Source organism: Nosocomiicoccus sp. HMSC059G07, from assembly GCF_001815515.1.
GTDB classification, from domain to species: domain Bacteria; phylum Bacillota; class Bacilli; order Staphylococcales; family Salinicoccaceae; genus Nosocomiicoccus; species Nosocomiicoccus ampullae_A.
The window spans coordinates 489-18,764 of record NZ_KV820866.1; the positions used below are offsets into that span (position 1 = coordinate 489).

Sequence of the window (18,276 nt, forward strand, 5' to 3'; positions counted from 1 at the left end):
TTTTTATAGAGCTTAAAAATATTTTAGGTATTGTATTTCAGCATTCTTTACTGATTACGTTACTGTCAGGTGTTGTCCTTGTCGGACTCGGACTACTGATGTTTAAGTTTGCGAAAGTAATGAATAGAACGACAGCTTACGACCGTCGTTTTATCGTATTCTTTTTTGGTTTAACGTTTGTCATGTTTTTATGGTCGACATTTTTAATGTCACACGTATACGGATGGAGCAGTATTTTATTTTTACTAGCGTTTAGTGTACATATGATTTATAACGTCTTTAATGAGTATTTCGATAAAACATATCGTAAAGCACAATATTTAGTCATTTTATTCTTTTACAGTGTGGCTTATTTTGTTACGCAAAATAGCGTGTACTCTAATATCGATTCTGGGCTTCGTCCAACAGACGTATTATCGATCAACATGTACTACACGATGACGTGGACACTCGCATTACTCACTCTATCAGTCGGTGTCTTTTTATCTAAATCAGAAAACATTTTAAAACGACCAGTTAAAGATGAAGAACGAGAAATGTCACGCGTTCACGCGAGACGTAAAATTAAGTTAAACGTAGACGTCAACAAATACTTTACGTTTATGCATGCCGTGTACCGTGTGCGTGACAAAGCAATTAACGCTTTTTATAACTTTTTTGAAATCCAGCCGATCCGCTGGCTTAAAGTGAATTACTTTGAACTCGTCTTTGGATTCTTGACTTTAATCGTTATCTTTTTAGAATTTAATAACCGTAACAGCGTCGTCTTTGAAGGGCTATTTAAAATTTCAAATGTGAAATATATGTACGAGTGGTTTAACTTAGCGTTAACGTTTATGCTTGCGGTACTGTACATTTTATTTACAGTGCTTAATACGTTAAAAGATAAAGCATACAACAGACAAATGATTATCATCGTCGCTTTATGGCTAAAAGTAACGACGAGTCTCTTTATAACATTATTTAGAGATGTCGAGTTAAGCATTTTTATATTACCTTTGAATATCTCGCTCGTGTTACTGACAACGCCACTTCTTTTAATGAGTATATTTAAAACATTTAGAGGTGAGAGAAATGATTAAACACGAATATACAGGTCGCATTGATTCAGATCGTAAAGAACGTTTCCACCAAGTCGTTCAGTCGTATACGAATGAAACAAAGTCAGACGTCATCGTCGGATTTATGTCTGACGAAGGTGTGAAACGAAATAAAGGAAGAGTCGGTGCGAAAGAAGCACCGACTAAAATTCGTGAGAGAATGTCGTCAATGGCGTACATGAATGATGTTTATGACATTGGTAGTATTGAGGGTACCGAAGATTTAGAAGCGTCCCAACAACAACTCGGGAATGTCGTATCAAAACTTCTTCAAAATGATAACTTCACTGTCATCTTAGGTGGCGGTCACGAAACAGTTTACGGGCATTACCTAGGCGTAAGAGATGCGTTTAAAGAAGAAAAAATTGCCGTTTTAAATTTAGATGCCCACTTTGATCTTAGAAAAGAACGTAAAAGTTCCGGCACGATGTTTTATGAAATGCTTTCTGAAGACGACAATATCGATTATTACGTCATCGGAATACAACAACTCGGAAACACGTTAACATTATTTGAAACTGCAGATGAATTCGGTGTGAAATACTGGACGCTCGACGAAGTACGACAAAACGAATCACTACTTGACACAATTAAAGGTGAACTCGAAAACTATGATCACGTCTTCATGACGCTATGTATGGATAGCGTTCAAGAAGGAGTGGCACCTGGAACGAGTGCGCCGTCACCAAACGGATTTACTGCTGAAGAAGTCGTTTCGACAGTGAAATATTTCGGAACGTTAAACAATTTAACGTCATTTGACGTTTCAGAAGTATCGCCACCACTTGATATCAATGAGCGTACTTCAAGTTTAGCTGCATTCATTGTGTTAACATTACTCACAGAGAAGAATAAATAACATGGAGGAATTTACATGTACGAATATAGTGAACAATTATTAAATGAAAAAATAGAAATCGCACGTGAACTCGTTAAAAAGAAAGCAATTAAATCTGGAATTGCAGCAGCTTTACCTGTCCCTTTACTCGATTTAGGAACAGACGTTAAATATATGACAGAAATTGAAGACGAAATTAACGAAGTATTCGGCGTGACGAAAGAAGAAATCGAAAATAATGCAGACTCTATAAAAACACGTATTATGATTATGTTCTCAAGTGGAGTCGGTGACGTCGTATCTAAGTTTTCTACAAAAGCAATTTTAAAAGTAATCTCTAAAAAGAATAATAAACCGTCGCTTGCAGTTTCTAAAATTGTTACGCATAGTGTAAACGGTGCAGTGAGTTACTTCTTAATGAAAAAACTCGGTGACAACCATATCGATTTTGTCGTTCAACAATTAAAAAAATAAAAAATTAAAGTCTCAGATGAATTTTTTTATGAAATCGTGTACAATTAGTTTAATTCAGATGTTTAAACGACTTGTAAAGGAGAGAGATTATGCAACAAAAGACTTTTTCTATTGTCGATGAAACAGGTATTCATGCGAGACCTGCGACAAAACTTGTGCAAACAGCAACGAAGTTTAAAGCAAACATTGACTTAGAATATAACAGTAAAAAAGTAAACTTAAAGTCTATCATGGGCGTCATGTCACTTGGTGTTGGCAAGGGTGCTGAAATTACGATTCACGCAGACGGTGATGATGAAACAGAAGCGCTTGAAGCAATTCAAAACACATTAGTTCATGAAGGTCTGATAGGTGATGAGTAAACTCACAGGTATTACAGTTGAACCAGGGATCGTTAGTGGAAAAGTTGTCGTCATAAGAGACGTCAACTTTGATATTAACAAGAACGAGGTAGACGCTGCTTCTATTTGGAGAGAGCATCAAAGACTCGATATCGCAATAGAGACATCTAAAAGAGAACTTCGTGTTATTCAAGATAATAGGGAGTTCTCTATTTCTTTAGGTGATGAAGCGATATTAGAAGCACAAATTATGATGCTCGAAGATCCGTACTTTATCGAGGATATTCGAGATGTTATTAACAAAGGGAAGACGGCAGAATACGCGGTTAACTTTGTAAAAGAAGCACTGACGGAATCATTTAACGCAATTGAAGATGCGTATTTACGTGCACGTCGTAACGACGTTATCGATTTAACAGAACGTATTATTGCAAATCTTTTAGATACGCCACGTGTAGACTTTTCACAACTAAATTCTGATACGATTATCGTTGCAAAAGAATTGCCACCGTCTATTACGGCAAGTCTCGATAAAAAGTATATTAAAGGCGTCGTGTTAGAATCCGGTGCAAAACATTCTCACACAGGCTTACTCTTAATGTCAAAGGGAATCCCTGCGTTATTTAACGTCGGTGACGTTTTAAGTTACGCAGAGGACAGCCATTATGCGATTTTAAACAGCGCGGACGGTGTCATTAATTTCTCTCCGACAAAAGAAGAACTAGAAGCAATTTTTCTTATGAAAGAAAAGAATGAACAAATCGAACTGACGAAAGATACGTATTCAAAAGATCACGTAAAAATCCGTGTATCTGCTAACGTTTCTGTTCAGTCATCCGTAGAAGAAGCCATTCAATATAAAGCTGATGGCGCGGGGTTAATGCGCACGGAATTCATGTATATGAGTCACAATGATTTCCCAAAAGAGACAGATGAAAATAGAGTTTATGAATCCGTCGTAAAAGCACTAGATGACGTGACATTTCGATTACTTGATATCGGTGGAGATAAGTTTTTACCTTATCATCCAAAAGATTTGCTCGATGAAGTCAACCCAGCACTCGGTACCCGTGGAGTAAGATTTTTAAAACTACATGAACGTACACTTCGTCAACAAATCCGTGCGATCATTCGTGCGAGTCGATTTGGTACGGTTAAAATTATGGTGCCGATGGTCACGTCCGTCGAAGAGTTTTTATGGATTAAAAACATCTTAAATGAAGAAAAAATTCATTTACGAATGACAGACAAAATCGATCTCGGTGCGATGATTGAAACACCGGCTGCAGCAATACATGTCGATAGTTTCGCTAAACATGCGGATTTTTTAAGTATCGGAACGAACGATTTAACACAGTTTTTACTTGCGTTTGATCGTACGAGCCCGAACTTTGATTTACTCGCTCAATCGATGCATCCTAGTATTTTTAAAGTGATTCGTAACGTCGTTATGAGCGGGAAAAAATACGATATCCCTGTGTCAATATGCGGTGTGCTCGGCCAAAATTTAGAAGCATTACCGATATTACTTGGACTTGGTATTCGTCATATTAGTATCGATCCTAATAAAATGGTAGAAGTGAAAACTCGTATTTCACAGTTAAAAATTAAACAACTGCAAAGACTGCGTCCTTTACTCGCACAAATTGAAACAGAAGAAGAACTGCTGTCTATCGCACGCAAACTCGATAAATCAACCTAAATACACTCGTATTTAGGATTTTTTGATTTTAATTATGAATCTTTTGTGAAAGTCTGAACATGTGTACTATACTAGATACAAGAAGTGTTAATAATAGAGGAGGAAAAGTATGGAAGATGTTTTAATTGGTCGAATATTGACTGGTTTAACGTTAGGTGTACATATTCTGTATGCGACAGTAGGAGTAGGAATTCCGTTACTCATTATGGTACTGGAATTTCTAGGCATTAAAAAGAATGATTATCACTACTTAACGATGGCACGTAGAATTGCGATGGGATACACAGTCACTGTTGCCGTAGGTGTTGTTACCGGTACAATTATCGGTCTTCAATTATCATTAATATGGCCACAGTTTATGCAACTTGCCGGTCATATTATTGCGTTACCACTATTCATGGAAACATTTGCGTTTTTCTTTGAAGCGATATTTTTAGGTATTTACTTATATACGTGGGATCGATTTAAAAATCGCTGGCACCACTGGTATTTAACAATTCCAGTCGTACTTGGTGCAGGAATTTCCGCGGTGTTTATTACGATGGTAAATAGCTTTATGAACTCTCCAGCAGGCTTTAAAATCGTTGACGGTGTGTTAAAAAATGTCGATCCTTTAAAAGCGATGTTTAACCCGTCGATGCCAGAACGAGTGTTCCACGTACTCGTTACAGCGTATATGACAGCAGCGTTTATTATGGTGACGATCGCAGCGTTTAACTTATTAAAGTCTAAATTCGATGAAGATCGTGAGTATCACAAAAAAGGCTTAAAAGTGATGATGGTCATTGGTTTAATTATGTCTGGACTTACTTTACTCGCAGGAGATTTATCTGCAAAGTATTTACACAATCATCAACCAGAAAAACTTGCTGCAATAGAGTGGCATTTTGAAACAGAAGGTAACGCAGATTTAATATTATTTGGTGTACTCGATGAAGAAAACCAAGAAGTGAAAGGTGCACTCAGAATTCCGAGCGCGTTAAGTATTTTATCGGACTGGAAACCGAGTACTGAAGTGACAGGGTTAAACGATATCCCTAAAGATGAATGGCCACCACTTGTCATTCACTATTTCTTTGACGTCATGGTATTCTTTGGAATGTTTGGATTCGGAGCGAGTCTTTTATACTTTATCTTAAAATGGTTAAAACCGGAGTTACTACACAGTAAGTTGATGTTGTATATATTTGTTTTAACGGGGCCGTTATCATTTTTAGCAATTGAAGCGGGTTGGTTTACAGCTGAACTTGGTCGTCAGCCATGGATGGTACGTGGATATATGCGCGTCAGTGAAGCGATCACCGAGGCGAGTGGTTTAGGGTTAACGCTAATCCTATTCGGTGTTTTATACTTCGTATTAGTAACGACGACTATTCTCGTTTTAACGCGTATGTTTAAAGATAAATCAGCAAAAGATAGCCAAATTCAATATTATGGTACTGAAAGTTTAGATGAGACTGGAGGTCGATTCTAATGGATTTTGCAACACTAGGTATTACAGTACTTTGGACGTTTTTATACGGATACGTCGTCATTGCATCGATTGACTTTGGTGCAGGGTTTTATAACTTCTATGCAAAATTAACGAATCAAGATAATATTATTACACCGATTATTAACCGCTATTTAAATCCTGTATGGGAAGTCACGAACGTATTCTTCGTATTCTTCTTCGTTGGGATCGTCGGATTTTTCCCGGACTCGGCATACTATTTCGGTACGGTATTGTTGATTCCAGCGTCCATTTCGTTAATCATGTTAGCGATTCGCGGAAGTTATTATGCTTTTAACCAATATTCACAAGGAACGAATATGGTTTGGACGTTTTTATACGGTGTAACAGGGTTATTTATCCCAGCGTCGCTTTCAGTCGCATTAGTCATAGCAGAAGGTGGTTTTATAGAAGAAACTGCTGCTGGACTTGATTTAGACTATGTAGAGCTATTTTTTAGCGGGTATACGTGGTCGGTCGTATTTTTAGCAGTCATTTCTGTGTTATATATTTCGAGTGGATTTTTACTTTTCTATTCGAATCGTGCAAAAGCAAAGCAAGCAGTAGAGTTAACACGTACATGGTTTTTAACATGGACAATTCCAATGCTCGTCATTTCTCAATTTGTGTTCCTAGAGCTTCGCGCAATTAATAGAGAGCACTTTGACAATGCCACACAAAATTACTGGTACTTCTTCTTATGTAGTATTGTATTTATGGCAATTGCTGTGTACTTAGTTTATAAAAAGAAAAATTACGGTATTGCGTTTATTATGGTGATGTTACAGTTTGCGTTCGCATTTTTCGGATATGGAATTAGTAAATTACCGTATATTTTATATCCGTTTATAAAACTCGATGCGGTCGTTAACGACTCGATGGCTATCGCACTCGTCATTGTGTTCGTTTTAGGTTTACTATTACTTATTCCAAGTCTTATAATATTAATGAGATTATTCTTATTCGACAAAGATTACGTACAAGGTAAGGAGTAAGTTATGAAAAAAGAATTTGCGGTAATCGGACTCGGAAGATTCGGTTCGAGTATCGTTAAAGAATTGCGAAAGTTAAATGTGAACGTTCTTGCGATTGACAAAGATGAAGCGGTTATTAACGAATATAAGGATCTCGTCACTGAAGCGGTAATCGGTAATACGATGGATGAAAACGTCTTAAAAAGTGTCGGTATTACTAACTTCGACCACGTCATCGTTGCGATTGGCGAGAGTATTCAAGGCAGTATTTTAACGACGCTTATATTAAAAGACCTCGGATGCGAAAAAGTGACGGTTAAAGCTCAAAATGATTATCACGGTAGAGTGTTAGAAAAAATCGGTGCAGATGCTGTGATTCACCCTGAAAGAGATATCGGGCGATTACTTGCACACCGACTCGTATCGACACATACTCTCGATATACTCGAAATTTCAGATAACCACTCAATCGTAGAATTTAAAGCAGTTGAAGCTTTTACAAATCGTACGCTAGATGAGTTAGACTTTAGAAATAAATTTGGAGTATCCGTATTAGCCATTAAACGACATGAGCACATTATCGTGTCGCCAGATTCGCACACGCCAATTCTTGAAGACGATATTTTAATATTAATTGCAAGCGATGAAGATCTCTCACACTTTGAAATAGTGATGGGGGACAACTAAAAAATACCCGTTACAATTAAGTAACGGGTATTTTCAAGTTTTTATTTATCTTCTAACGTCTCGTCGTTAACTCTCATAATCATTGGTAAAATCATCGGTTTACGATGTGTCTTTTTGTATAAGTAATTCGATAAGTCTTGAATGATGAGTTGTTTGACGTTAAACCATTCGACGTTGTCTTCTTCTAATAACTCTTCGATGGATTCTTTTAGGCGTTTCTCTGCGCTACGAATGAGTCTAAATGATTCTCTCATATAGACGAACCCACGAGAAATAATGTCTGGACCTGAAAGTAGTGTCTGTGTTTTAAAGTCGATAGATACGACGACGACTGCTAATCCTTCTTCTGAAAGTTCTTTACGGTCACGTAGTACGATATTTCCGATATCTCCAATTCCGATACCGTCTACAAATACTGTTCCAGCTGGTACTTTTCCTGAAATCTCTGCACCGTTTCTATCGATAGATAAGACGTCACCATTTTCCATTAAGAAGATTTTATCTTTATCGACACCTGTGTCGATACCGAGTTCTTTATGGATTTTTTGCATACGGTATTCACCGTGAATAGGCATAAAGTACTCTGGGCGAATGAGTCTAAGCATTAGTTTTTGTTCTTCTTGTGAGCCGTGTCCAGACGTATGGATGTTTGACAACGGTCCATGAATTACGTCTGCACCTGCTTTATAAAGAGCATTAATTGTTTTATTGACACTCATCGTGTTCCCAGGAATAGGTGAGCTACTAAAGACGACTGTATCATCTGGAATGATTGAAATTTGTCTATGTGTACCGTTTGCGATACGAGACAATGCTGCCATCGGTTCACCTTGAGATCCTGTACAAAGGATCATAATTTGGTGTTTTTCGTAACGGTTAATTTCTTTTGCTTCTATGAATGTGTCTACTGGCGCTTTAATATAGCCAAGTTCTTGACCGATTTTAATGTTGTTTTCCATACTTCTTCCGAAAACGACAATTTTACGGTTGAATTTTACAGCAGCATCGATTGCTTGTTGAACTCTATAAATGTTAGATGCAAATGTCGCAAATATAATACGACCGGAGCATTGTCTAAAAATATCTTCAACGTTTTGACCGACTTCTTTTTCACTCATTGTGAAATTTGGTACAGTCGCGTTCGTTGAGTCTGATAGAAGTAAAAGTACGCCTTCTTCACCTAAATTGGCCATTTTTGTAATGTTCGCAGGCTCTCCAACCGGTGTAAAGTCAAACTTAAAGTCACCCGTATGGACGATGTTACCTTCAGGTGTTTTTACAACGACACCGTACGCTTCAGGTATAGAGTGCGTCGTTAAGTAAAATTCTACTGACATATGTTCAAACTCTAAAACGTCAGATTCCGTAATCGGATTTAATGATGTACGGTGCATTAACTTATGTTCTTCTAGTTTGTTTTGAATAAGCCCAAGTGCTAGTGGGCCAGAGTATATAGGCACTGAAATTTCTTTTAATAAAAATGGAATTCCACCGATATGGTCTTCGTGACCATGTGTGACGACGAGCGCTTTAATTTTATGTTCGTTTTCTTTTAAATACGTATAATCCGGTATGACGTAGTCAACGCCAAGTTCATCGTCACTTGGGAATTTAATCCCCGCGTCAATAATAATAATTTCGTCTTTGTATTCCACACAGTAAGTGTTTTTCCCGATCTCCCCAAGTCCACCTAGGGCGAACACTTTTACTTTGGATGTTTGAGTCATTATAGTTTCGTAACCTCAAAGTCTTCGTTATGTTCTTTTTCGTATGCTAAATGATCGGGAGTTAACGCTTCAATGTGCTCTAAAGTGACTTCTTTGTCACCGAAATACTTTCTTACTTGTTCTAAATTTTCTGCTTCAACGTACATTGATTTTGTTTCTTCACGAATAATACGTTGCGTTTTATGATTTTGATAAAATACTTTAAAAATTTCCATTTCAAATAAACTCCTTAAATGTTTTATAAAAAATAAGATGTGCTCGTTCATGAAAGCACATCTTCAACCGGATAGATATCCTTTTATACTAAGTTGCCAACTGCCATTTCGGCTTTTAGATGTTATTGAACATGTCAATTTGTGCTCATTTTCATAAACACAATTCGTACCTTTATACTTAAGTTTATTCTACCTCATAGACGAATGTGTTGCAAAGACTTTATAATAATAATAAAGGGGGTAAGGCAATGGATGCTTTACAAATTTACGAAACGATTCGTCGTGAAATGTCGCGTGAAGATAAACGCGTCGAATTCATTGAATTTAACATAAGAAATGACATGTATATTATGAATTTAATTTATGATTATGTGGCTTCTAATACGTACGAACATCACTTTATACCACATGAGGCAGATCCACTTATTTTAAACGAAGAGACGTACGAACAACTCATCGATATTTTAAACGATAAAGGAATTCGTTACGTCACTAGAAATGACGATTTTATTTAATCTTCAAATGGTACTGCACCTTCATGCGGCTCGTTTGGATTTTCTTGATCGATATGGTCATAGAACATCACACCGTTTAAGTGGTCCATCTCGTGTTGAAGGACGATTGCAAGTAATCCTTTTGCTTTAATTTCAATTTTATTGCCGTCAATATCTAATGCAGATACTCTAAAACGTTTATAGCGGTGGACGATTCCGTCGATATCTTCATCGACACTTAAACATCCTTCTCCACCTGGAAGATATGTCTCTTGTACAGAGTGACTCACTAATTTCGGGTTAATGAGCATATAATCATACACTGGTTCGTTCATTTCGTCTGTAATGTAAATCGCGATCATACGTTTATCGATATTGACTTGCGGTGCTGCAAGTCCAACGCCTGCTCTTAAATTATATTTTTGAGCGGTTTTTTCATCTTGTGACATCACTAAATACTCGCGCATTTCACGTAATTGACGTTTTGTCTCCTCGTCAATTTCAGTGACTTCTTTTACTTTTGTTCTTAATATTGGATGTCCATCTCTAACAATATCATCCATTGTAAGCATAAAATCTCTCCTAAGCTAAAATTCATTTTTTAATTATACATTATATTATAGAAGTATGACAAAAAGAGTTACTGATACGTCCAAAATACTATATAATGAAACAGAAGTACCGTTTAAAAGTCGATATCTTTTAAATGCGTGAATACTTTATGTTATTATTACTGTAAGCATTTTTATGAAAGGTATGGTGAAGAAGTATGGCACCGAAGAAAAAAGGATTCGATCCGGTTGCTCAATTACAAGATATTGAGGCGTCATTTGAACTTTTTCAAATTTTAGATGAGGAAGGTAAAGTCGTAAATAAAAACGAAATGCCTGAACTCTCTGATGATGAATTAGTGGAGATTATGACGCGAATGGTGTGGACGAGAGTATTAGACGAGCGTTCTACGTCTTTAAACCGTCAAGGTAGACTTGGGTTCTACGCACCAACGGCTGGACAAGAAGCATCACAAATTGCAAGTCATTTTGCAATTGAAAAAGGGGACTATGTTTTACCAGGGTACCGTGATGTCCCACAATTAATTTGGCATGGTTTACCGTTATACAAAGCATTCTTATTCTCAAGAGGGCATTATGAAGGTAACCAGTTCCCAGAAGGTGTAAATGCTTTAAGCCCGCAGATTATTATCGGGGCACAGTACGTGCAAACGGCTGGTGTCGCTTTAGGTCTTAAAAAGAGAGAAAAAGAAAACGTCGTAATTACGTATACTGGTGACGGTGGTACGTCTCAAGGTGACTTCTATGAAGGTATTAACTTTGCAGGCGCTTATAAAGCACCAGCGATTTTCGTCGTTCAAAATAACCAATATGCAATCTCAACACCGAGATCTTTACAAACAGCTGCTAAAACGTTAGCGCAAAAAGGTGTTGCAGCAGGTATTCCATCTGTTCAAGTGGACGGAATGGACGCACTTGCAGTTTATAAAGTAACAAAAGATGCACGTGACCGTGCAATTAAAGGTGAAGGACCAACTCTTATCGAAACAGTATGTTACCGTTACGGTGCACACACACTGTCAGGAGATGACCCAACACGTTATAGAAAACAAGATGAAGACGATGCATGGGCGAAAAAAGACCCAATCGTTCGTTTCAGAAAGTTCTTAGAAGAAAAAGAATTATGGAACGAAGAGAAAGAAAAAGAAGTGATTGAGCGTGCGCGTGAAGAAGTTAAAGAAGCGATTAAAGAAGCAGATAAAAGAGCGCAACAAACGATCACAGGTTTAATGGATTTAATGTATGAAGAAAATCCATCAAACGTTGTAGAGCAATATGAATACTACAAAGGGAAGGAGTCATAATCAATGGCTGAATTAACGATGATTCAAGCGATTACTGAAGCGATGCGTACAGAACTTAAAAATGACGAAAACGTACTCGTGTTTGGAGAAGACGTTGGAGTTAATGGTGGTGTATTCTTAGCGACTCAAGGATTACAAGAAGAGTTTGGAGTCGACCGTGTATTTGACACACCACTTGCAGAGAGTGCAATCGCATCACTCGGTTTAGGTTTAACATTAGAAGGATATCGTCCGGTTGTTGAAATCCAGTTCTTCGGATTCTTATTTGAAGCGATGGATGGAATTGCTGGACAAATTGCACGTCATAGATACCGTTCAGGCGGTTCTAAAAAGACTCCTATCGTAGTTCGTGCACCATTTGGTGGTGGAGTAAACACACCAGAATTACACGCAGACTCACTTGAAGGTCTCATGGCACAAACGCCTGGTTTACGTGTAGTAATTCCATCAACACCAAGCGATGCAAAAGGACTACTCATCTCAGCAATTCGCTCAGATGACCCTGTAATTTTCTTAGAGCATATGAAGTTATACCGTTCATTCCGTGAAGAAGTACCTGAAGAGGCTTACGAAGTGGAAATTGGTAAAGCAGCGGTTCGTCGTGAAGGTGACGATGTGACATTAATCGCTTATGGTGCGATGGTTCACGAAGCACTTCATGCTGCTGAAGAGTTAGAAAAAGAAAATATTTCTGCAGAAGTGATCGACTTAAGAACAGTATCTCCAGTCGACTACGAAACACTTGTTAAATCTGTAGAGAAAACAAATCGTGCAGTCGTGATTCAAGAAGCTCAGCACCAAGCAGGTGTTGGTGGACAAGTCACAGCTGAGTTACAAGAACGTACAATTCTTTCGTTAGAAGCACCTATTTTACGTGTAAGCGCGCCAGACACAGTGTATCCATTCACTGCAGCTGAAAAAGTATGGCTGCCTGGAAAAGATGAAATTATCGAAAAAGCGAAAGAAGTTATCAATTTCTAAAACTTAGGGGGGAAATTCATGGCTTATGAAGTGAAACTTCATGATATCGGTGAAGGAATTCATGAAGGTGAAATTGCGAAGTGGTTCATCAATGAAGGTGACCAAATTGAAGAGGATGATACACTCGTAGAGATCGCAAACGACAAAGCAGTCGTAGAAATGCCATCTCCAGTATCAGGTACAATTCAAAAGATTCACGTCGCAGAAGGAGAAGTGACGACAGTCGGGACAGTACTTGTAACGATTGATGACGGTAGTGAAGATACGCCGTCAGAAGACACATCTTCTGACTCAGAAAAAGAAGAAGATAAAAAAGAAGAGCCTGTAAAAGAAGAAAAAGAAGAGAAAACTGAAGAAAAATCAGAATCTAAAGAGGAAGGTTCTACAGATAAACGATTCGTAAAAGCGATGCCTTCAGTTCGTAAATTTGCTCGTGAAAACGACGTAGATATTACGAAAGTAACAGGTACAGGAAAACACGACCGCATTACTAAAGCGGACGTTGAAGCATTTATGAATGGTGGCGCTGAAGAAGCAGCAGATACTGCAGAAACTAAATCTGAAAAAACATCTAAACAAAGTGTAACGACGGTAACTAAAGACCGTGAAACACGCGAGAAGATGACGTCGATTCGCCGTACAATCGCTAAAGCGATGGTGAGTAGTAAACAGACGTCTCCACACGTTACAAACATCGACGAAGTAATCGTAGACAATCTATACGAACACCGTCAGAAGTTTAAAGATTACGCTGAAGAGCAAGGTACGAAATTAACGTACTTACCATATGTCGTTAAAGCACTTGTATCTGCACTGAAGAAATATCCTGAGTTAAACACATCAGTAGATAGTGAAACGGATGAAATTATCCATAAACACTACTATGATATCGGTATTGCTGCTGACACCGACCGCGGGTTAGTCGTTCCAGTAATTAGAGATGCAAATGCAAAATCTATTTTTGAAATCTCAGATGATATTATGGAACTTGCAACAAAAGCGAGAGATGGTAAACTAACAATGGAAGAAATGCAAGGTGGAAGCATGTCGATTTCTAACCTCGGATCTGAAGGAGGTAAATGGTTTACTCCAGTAATTAACCAACCTGAAGTTGCGATCTTAGGAATTGGACGCATTGAAGAGCAACCTGTCGTTGTAGACGGTGAAGTTGTTCCTGCACGCGTACTTGCGATTTCTATTAGTTACGACCATAGAGTAATCGATGGTGCAGTAGCGCAAAGAGCATTAAATCACATTAAGAAATTACTAAATAATCCTGATTTACTATTAATGGAGGGGTAAAATAATGGTTGTAGGAGATTTTGCAATCGAAGTAGATACAGTCGTCATTGGTGCTGGTCCAGGAGGATACGTAGCAGCAATTCGTGCGGCTCAGTTAGGACAAAAAGTTGTACTCGTTGAGAAAGATACAGTTGGAGGCGTATGCTTAAACGTTGGTTGTATTCCATCTAAAGCATTAATCGCTTCATCACACAGATATCAAGATGCTAAAAACTCTGAAGATATGGGCGTTAAAGTTAAAGACGTAAAATTAGATTTCTCTAAAGTACAAGAATTTAAAGGTAAAGTCGTCGACCAACTTGTTGGTGGTGTAGAATCACTACTTAAAGGTAACAAAGTTGAAGTTGTTAAAGGTGAAGCTTACTTCTCTGGTAAAAACAGCATTAAAGTTGCGACTGAAAACCAATCACAAACGTATGAGTTTAAACATGCGATTGTAGCGACAGGTTCACGCCCGATTGAAATCCCAGGATTTGCATTTGGTGATCGTGTACTCGATTCAACAGGTGCACTTAACCTAGAAAAATTACCTAAAAAACTTGTAGTTATCGGTGGAGGATATATCGGTACTGAACTTGGTACAGCATATGCAAACTTAGGTACTGAAGTAACAATTTTAGAAGGTATGAAAGATATCTTAGGTGGTTTCGAAAGAAACATGACATCACTCGTTAAACGTAACCTTAAGAAAAAAGACGTTAAAGTTGTGACTGAGGCGATGGCAAAATCAGCTGAAGAAACTAAAGACGGCGTTAAAGTTACGTATGAAGATAAAAAAGGTAACACTGAGACAATCGAAGCAGACTACGTATTAGTTACTGTAGGTCGTCGTCCAAATACAGACGAACTTGGTTTAGAAGGTATCGGTGTTAAATTAACAGACAGAGGACTTGTTGAAGTTGATAAACAAGGTCGTTCATCTGTTGATTCAATCTTTGCAATTGGTGATATCGTACCTGGTTTACCACTTGCACATAAAGCAAGCTACGAAGCAAAAGTTGCTGCTGAAGCAATCGCTGGTGAAAAATCTGAAGTAGATTACATCGGTATGCCTGCAGTATGCTTCACAGAACCTGAACTTGCATCAGTTGGTATTAACGAAACTGAAGCAAAAGAAGAAGGTCTCGACATCGTTACAGGCCGTTTCCCATTTGCAGCAAATGGTCGTGCGATCGGTTTAAACAAAACAGATGGTTTCGTAAAACTCGTTGCGCGTAAAGAAGACGGATTAGTAATCGGTGCTCAAGTAGCTGGTGACGGCGCGTCAGACATCATTTCTGAACTTGCATTAGCAGTTGAAACAGGAATGACATTAGAAGACGTTGCATTAACAATTCACCCGCACCCAACATTAGGTGAAATGCCTATGGAAGCGGCTGAAGCAGCACTTGGACGTCCAATCCACTCATTATAATTAACAAAAGCGCTCAAATGAGCGCTTTTTTCTTTGGAGGTTTTTATATATGGAATATAGTTATCCACTAGATTTAGACTGGTCAACAGATGAAATGATTGCAGTAACTCATTTTTATCAAACGATTGAAAAGGGATATGAATCAGGTGTGACTCATAATGAATTACAGACTGCCTATCAATCTTTTAAAGAAATTGTACCGAGTAAAGCAGAAGAAAAAACATTATTTAACGCGTTTGAGAAAGCATCAGGTTATCATCCTTGGGGACTTATTAAAGAGTTAAAAGATACGAATTCAAATGATATTATTAAAAAATAAAATGATTTAAATAATATGTCTAAAAAAATAATAAATAGGGTATAATCAAGAAACAACAGAAACATATTGGAGTGAAGATTATGGCTAAACGAGATTACACCGTGAGAGTTGAACCGATTTCACGCGTGCCTGAAAAAATTATCGGTTGGATTGGTTGGATTGCGCTACTCGCAGTCGTTTTATTAATTGCCTACGTATCGTATGCGATTGGAAACGATCCACAATTTATGAATATTATTGAAGAAGAAGCGAGACGAGCAGCAGTAGAAGAGGGAGTTAACCCTCAAGAAGTAACAGATCTTCTCGTAGGAATGCTTAGTAAATTATGGCTTCTTAGCTTAATTGGAGTAATTCCGTTAATTATTTCATTTATCGGTTTAGTGAAAATGAAAAAGAGAATCTTAGCAGGTTCATTACTCTTAATTACAGCAATCATTATTGCACCATTTGTCGTGACATTATTCTCATCATTAATGTTCGTAATTGCAGCTGTATTATTATTTGTACGTAAAGATAAAGAAACGATTATCAATGATTATAATGATCGTCAAGTATCACCGACTTATGAAGACGATACACGTGTCGCTAAAAGACCGGAAACACGTCCGGTACCAGTAGTTACTGAAGACGAAGATTTAGAGAAAACACGTATGTTTACAGCAGTAGACGAAGAGGATTATAAAGACTTTGGCTACGATGAAGATTTATCGTCACTGGATGATTTAGACAACGATGCAAAACGTACGAGAAGAGAAAATCTCGATAAAAGAAATGAAGAGTAATTTTTAAGCAACTACTTTTGTAGTTGCTTTTTTATATGTAAAAAGAGCCGGTTAAACCGACTCTTCTTCGATATAAAATGTATGCAATGTATTGAACACGTTTTTAAGTTCTTCTAAGAAAGCTTCGTCTGATTTTAAGACCGGATCATTTTTATCGTAAAACTTACCGATCATTAACTCTCCAGATTTTACCGTTTTTAAACGATCGATTGCTTTTTTAACGTCGTCTTCTTTTAAATCTTTTATAAACATCTTTTCAGGCTTCATATGATTTTTTGTAATAAAATATCCGTCACCTAAATTTAAAATATCATCAATTTGATTGATTAAACGGTCAGCCATATATGCTTTTGACGGCGCTTCATAAATAATACCGTACTGACAAAACGCATGGTCTTTAAATAGTCCAATTTGAAAGTGCGGTAACATTTTATATCCGCGTTTATTCGTACTAAACGCAACCCAAGAATCAATCGGTGGGTTCACTTTACGGCGTGCATGTTGTGCGACGTGTGTAAAATGTGTGTCATCTGTCATTTCTGTTAAGTAATCACTAAAATATTCACCTAAATTTTCAAGCTTAACTCGTGCGTGCTTTTTTAGTTCAGACATTGTTTTTTCGAGTGTATCATGTGTAAATACATCGAAATCTTCTTTTGTAAATGTGTACTTCATCGTCTCTTCCTCCAACAATTCGTTAGCTTTATGATAAAATAATAATGAGTAATCATCAAATAATTGAGGTGAAGTAAATGGATGTATATGAATTTGCAAAATCATTAATACGTGACGCTGGAGATTTTATTGAAACGAGACGACTTGAAGGCTTTGAAGTAATGAGAAAGACTGGACCACACGATTTAGTGACGCCAGTCGATAAAGAAACAGAAGAATTTATTTATAAGCGTATTAAAGCACAGTTCCCTGAACATAATATCGTTGGTGAAGAGACATATGGAAAAGACGTTAAAACGTTAAAAGGATTTACGTGGATTGTCGATCCGATTGACGGTACAGTAAACTTCATTAACCAAAACGATAACTTTGCGATTTCTGTCGGTATATATAAAGACGAAGAACCGTATTGTGGGCTTATATATGACGTAGCGAATAAAGTACTCTATCACTCAAAAGTTGGTGAAGGTGCTTATAGAAATAGCGAGAAAATTAAAGAAGTTGACTATCAGCCATTAGACGATACGATCGTCGGTGTGAGTCATAAATGGTTATTAAAAGACGACGTGAGACATTTCTTTATCGAATTAGTCGATAAAGCACGTTCTGTACGAAATAGAGGAAGCGCAGCGCTCGACTTTACGTCAGTCGCTGATGGGAAATACGGGGCTGTAGTGTTTTACGAACTCTTCCCATGGGATTATGCCGGGGGTAGAATTTTAACAAATGAACTCGGACTAAAATGTGTGACGTTAACAGGTGAAGACGTTCCAGAACTTGAAGCATCGAGTGTCGTATGTGGGCATGAGAAATTAGTCGATGAAATACTCGAGATATTTGATCACGAATCATTTAAAGAAGTACACGACAAATTCTTTATTAA

General features: G+C 37.6%; 20 protein-coding genes. 16 read left to right on the top strand and 4 right to left on the bottom strand.

The genetic code is table 11. From position 1 onward, the window contains the following. The 8 genes from auxA to HMPREF3029_RS07375 all read left to right on the top strand — a co-directional run. On the top strand, positions 1-1,082 hold a 1,082-nt coding region (gene auxA / locus HMPREF3029_RS07340; protein ID WP_070710289.1), incomplete at its 5' end, for a lipoteichoic acid stability factor AuxA. Next, positions 1,075-1,959, top strand: coding sequence for a formimidoylglutamase (gene hutG, locus HMPREF3029_RS07345; protein ID WP_068127990.1), 885 nt, complete (start codon positions 1,075-1,077; stop codon positions 1,957-1,959). The genes auxA and hutG, both read left to right, overlap by 8 nt. Before the next feature lie 15 nt (positions 1,960-1,974). Next, positions 1,975-2,412, top strand: coding sequence for a hypothetical protein (locus HMPREF3029_RS07350; RefSeq protein ID WP_068127995.1), 438 nt, complete (start codon positions 1,975-1,977; stop codon positions 2,410-2,412). An 89-nt stretch (positions 2,413-2,501) separates the two neighbouring features. Then, positions 2,502-2,774, top strand: a complete 273-nt coding sequence (locus HMPREF3029_RS07355; RefSeq protein ID WP_068127998.1) for a phosphocarrier protein HPr — start codon at positions 2,502-2,504, stop codon at positions 2,772-2,774. After that, entirely contained in the window at positions 2,767-4,455 is a 1,689-nt protein-coding gene (gene ptsP / locus HMPREF3029_RS07360; protein WP_070710290.1) for a phosphoenolpyruvate--protein phosphotransferase, read from the top strand. The genes HMPREF3029_RS07355 and ptsP overlap by 8 nt, the downstream gene beginning before the upstream one ends. A 109-nt stretch (positions 4,456-4,564) precedes the next feature. After that, positions 4,565-5,929, top strand: a complete 1,365-nt coding sequence (locus HMPREF3029_RS07365; RefSeq protein ID WP_070457529.1) for a cytochrome ubiquinol oxidase subunit I — start codon at positions 4,565-4,567, stop codon at positions 5,927-5,929. Continuing rightward, positions 5,929-6,942, top strand: a complete 1,014-nt coding sequence (locus tag HMPREF3029_RS07370) for a cytochrome d ubiquinol oxidase subunit II (RefSeq protein WP_070710291.1) — start codon at positions 5,929-5,931, stop codon at positions 6,940-6,942. Before HMPREF3029_RS07365 ends, HMPREF3029_RS07370 begins: the two co-directional genes overlap by 1 nt. A 3-nt stretch (positions 6,943-6,945) precedes the next feature. Further along, positions 6,946-7,608, top strand: a complete 663-nt coding sequence (locus HMPREF3029_RS07375) for a potassium channel family protein (protein WP_070710292.1) — start codon at positions 6,946-6,948, stop codon at positions 7,606-7,608. Between the two features lie 41 nt (positions 7,609-7,649). Here the strand turns inward: HMPREF3029_RS07375 and rnjA are convergent, their stop codons facing one another. Together rnjA and HMPREF3029_RS07385 are read right to left on the bottom strand one after the other, a co-directional pair. Beyond that, a complete protein-coding gene (rnjA, locus tag HMPREF3029_RS07380) occupies positions 7,650-9,335 on the bottom strand; it encodes a ribonuclease J1 (RefSeq protein ID WP_070622252.1) in 1,686 nt (561 codons plus the stop codon). Then, on the bottom strand, positions 9,335-9,550 hold the full coding sequence (locus tag HMPREF3029_RS07385) for an RNA polymerase epsilon subunit (RefSeq protein ID WP_068128017.1): 216 nt from the start codon (positions 9,548-9,550) through the stop codon (positions 9,335-9,337). The genes rnjA and HMPREF3029_RS07385 overlap by 1 nt, the downstream gene beginning before the upstream one ends. A gap of 248 nt (positions 9,551-9,798) precedes the next feature. Between HMPREF3029_RS07385 and HMPREF3029_RS07390 the strand changes: the two genes are divergently transcribed. Beyond that, positions 9,799-10,065: a hypothetical protein gene (locus HMPREF3029_RS07390; RefSeq protein WP_070710293.1), complete on the top strand. Its 267-nt coding sequence runs from the start codon at positions 9,799-9,801 to the stop codon at positions 10,063-10,065. Here HMPREF3029_RS07390 and def read toward each other — a convergent pair. Then, entirely contained in the window at positions 10,062-10,616 is a 555-nt protein-coding gene (gene def, locus HMPREF3029_RS07395) for a peptide deformylase (RefSeq protein ID WP_068128020.1), read from the bottom strand. The two genes, HMPREF3029_RS07390 and def, sit on opposite strands and share 4 nt — an antisense overlap. A gap of 197 nt (positions 10,617-10,813) precedes the next feature. Here def and pdhA point away from each other — a divergent pair, with 197 nt between their 5' ends. From pdhA to HMPREF3029_RS07425, 6 genes are all read left to right on the top strand, one after another. Next, entirely contained in the window at positions 10,814-11,920 is a 1,107-nt protein-coding gene (gene pdhA / locus HMPREF3029_RS07400; RefSeq protein WP_070710294.1) for a pyruvate dehydrogenase (acetyl-transferring) E1 component subunit alpha, read from the top strand. Positions 11,921-11,923: 3 nt separating this feature from the next. After that, positions 11,924-12,901 (top strand): alpha-ketoacid dehydrogenase subunit beta, encoded by a 978-nt coding sequence (locus HMPREF3029_RS07405; RefSeq protein ID WP_040929276.1) that lies wholly within the window; start codon positions 11,924-11,926, stop codon positions 12,899-12,901. Positions 12,902-12,919: 18 nt separating this feature from the next. After that, positions 12,920-14,203 carry a dihydrolipoamide acetyltransferase family protein gene (locus HMPREF3029_RS07410; protein ID WP_070710295.1) on the top strand — a complete coding sequence of 428 codons (1,284 nt, stop codon included), beginning with the start codon at positions 12,920-12,922 and terminating at the stop codon, positions 14,201-14,203. Positions 14,204-14,207: 4 nt separating this feature from the next. Beyond that, on the top strand, positions 14,208-15,617 hold the full coding sequence (lpdA, locus tag HMPREF3029_RS07415) for a dihydrolipoyl dehydrogenase (RefSeq protein WP_070457543.1): 1,410 nt from the start codon (positions 14,208-14,210) through the stop codon (positions 15,615-15,617). A gap of 49 nt (positions 15,618-15,666) precedes the next feature. After that, a complete protein-coding gene (locus HMPREF3029_RS07420; protein ID WP_070710296.1) occupies positions 15,667-15,936 on the top strand; it encodes a UPF0223 family protein in 270 nt (89 codons plus the stop codon). A gap of 80 nt (positions 15,937-16,016) precedes the next feature. After that, positions 16,017-16,718 (top strand): DUF4064 domain-containing protein, encoded by a 702-nt coding sequence (locus HMPREF3029_RS07425; protein ID WP_068128034.1) that lies wholly within the window; start codon positions 16,017-16,019, stop codon positions 16,716-16,718. Between the two features lie 51 nt (positions 16,719-16,769). Here HMPREF3029_RS07425 and HMPREF3029_RS07430 read toward each other — a convergent pair whose 3' ends face one another. Continuing rightward, positions 16,770-17,393, bottom strand: a complete 624-nt coding sequence (locus tag HMPREF3029_RS07430; RefSeq protein ID WP_070710297.1) for a YktB family protein — start codon at positions 17,391-17,393, stop codon at positions 16,770-16,772. Between the two features lie 77 nt (positions 17,394-17,470). Between HMPREF3029_RS07430 and HMPREF3029_RS07435 the strand changes: the two genes are divergently transcribed. Further along, the coding region (locus HMPREF3029_RS07435) for an inositol monophosphatase family protein (protein WP_070710298.1) at positions 17,471-18,276 on the top strand (806 nt) is incomplete at its 3' end.

Excerpts from the sequence above, each read along its gene's own strand:
- hutG (WP_068127990.1), top strand. The coding sequence starts at position 1,075 with ATGATTAAACACGAATATACAGGTCGCATTGATTCAGATCGTAAAGAA.
- HMPREF3029_RS07350 (WP_068127995.1), top strand. The coding sequence starts at position 1,975 with ATGTACGAATATAGTGAACAATTATTAAATGAAAAAATAGAAATCGCA.
- HMPREF3029_RS07355 (WP_068127998.1), top strand. The coding sequence starts at position 2,502 with ATGCAACAAAAGACTTTTTCTATTGTCGATGAAACAGGTATTCATGCG.
- ptsP (WP_070710290.1), top strand. The coding sequence starts at position 2,767 with ATGAGTAAACTCACAGGTATTACAGTTGAACCAGGGATCGTTAGTGGA.
- HMPREF3029_RS07365 (WP_070457529.1), top strand. The coding sequence starts at position 4,565 with ATGGAAGATGTTTTAATTGGTCGAATATTGACTGGTTTAACGTTAGGT.
- HMPREF3029_RS07370 (WP_070710291.1), top strand. The coding sequence starts at position 5,929 with ATGGATTTTGCAACACTAGGTATTACAGTACTTTGGACGTTTTTATAC.
- HMPREF3029_RS07375 (WP_070710292.1), top strand. The coding sequence starts at position 6,946 with ATGAAAAAAGAATTTGCGGTAATCGGACTCGGAAGATTCGGTTCGAGT.
- rnjA (WP_070622252.1), bottom strand. The coding sequence starts at position 9,335 with ATGACTCAAACATCCAAAGTAAAAGTGTTCGCCCTAGGTGGACTTGGG.
- HMPREF3029_RS07385 (WP_068128017.1), bottom strand. The coding sequence starts at position 9,550 with ATGGAAATTTTTAAAGTATTTTATCAAAATCATAAAACGCAACGTATT.
- HMPREF3029_RS07390 (WP_070710293.1), top strand. The coding sequence starts at position 9,799 with ATGGATGCTTTACAAATTTACGAAACGATTCGTCGTGAAATGTCGCGT.
- def (WP_068128020.1), bottom strand. The coding sequence starts at position 10,616 with ATGCTTACAATGGATGATATTGTTAGAGATGGACATCCAATATTAAGA.
- pdhA (WP_070710294.1), top strand. The coding sequence starts at position 10,814 with ATGGCACCGAAGAAAAAAGGATTCGATCCGGTTGCTCAATTACAAGAT.
- HMPREF3029_RS07405 (WP_040929276.1), top strand. The coding sequence starts at position 11,924 with ATGGCTGAATTAACGATGATTCAAGCGATTACTGAAGCGATGCGTACA.
- HMPREF3029_RS07410 (WP_070710295.1), top strand. The coding sequence starts at position 12,920 with ATGGCTTATGAAGTGAAACTTCATGATATCGGTGAAGGAATTCATGAA.
- lpdA (WP_070457543.1), top strand. The coding sequence starts at position 14,208 with ATGGTTGTAGGAGATTTTGCAATCGAAGTAGATACAGTCGTCATTGGT.
- HMPREF3029_RS07420 (WP_070710296.1), top strand. The coding sequence starts at position 15,667 with ATGGAATATAGTTATCCACTAGATTTAGACTGGTCAACAGATGAAATG.
- HMPREF3029_RS07425 (WP_068128034.1), top strand. The coding sequence starts at position 16,017 with ATGGCTAAACGAGATTACACCGTGAGAGTTGAACCGATTTCACGCGTG.
- HMPREF3029_RS07430 (WP_070710297.1), bottom strand. The coding sequence starts at position 17,393 with ATGAAGTACACATTTACAAAAGAAGATTTCGATGTATTTACACATGAT.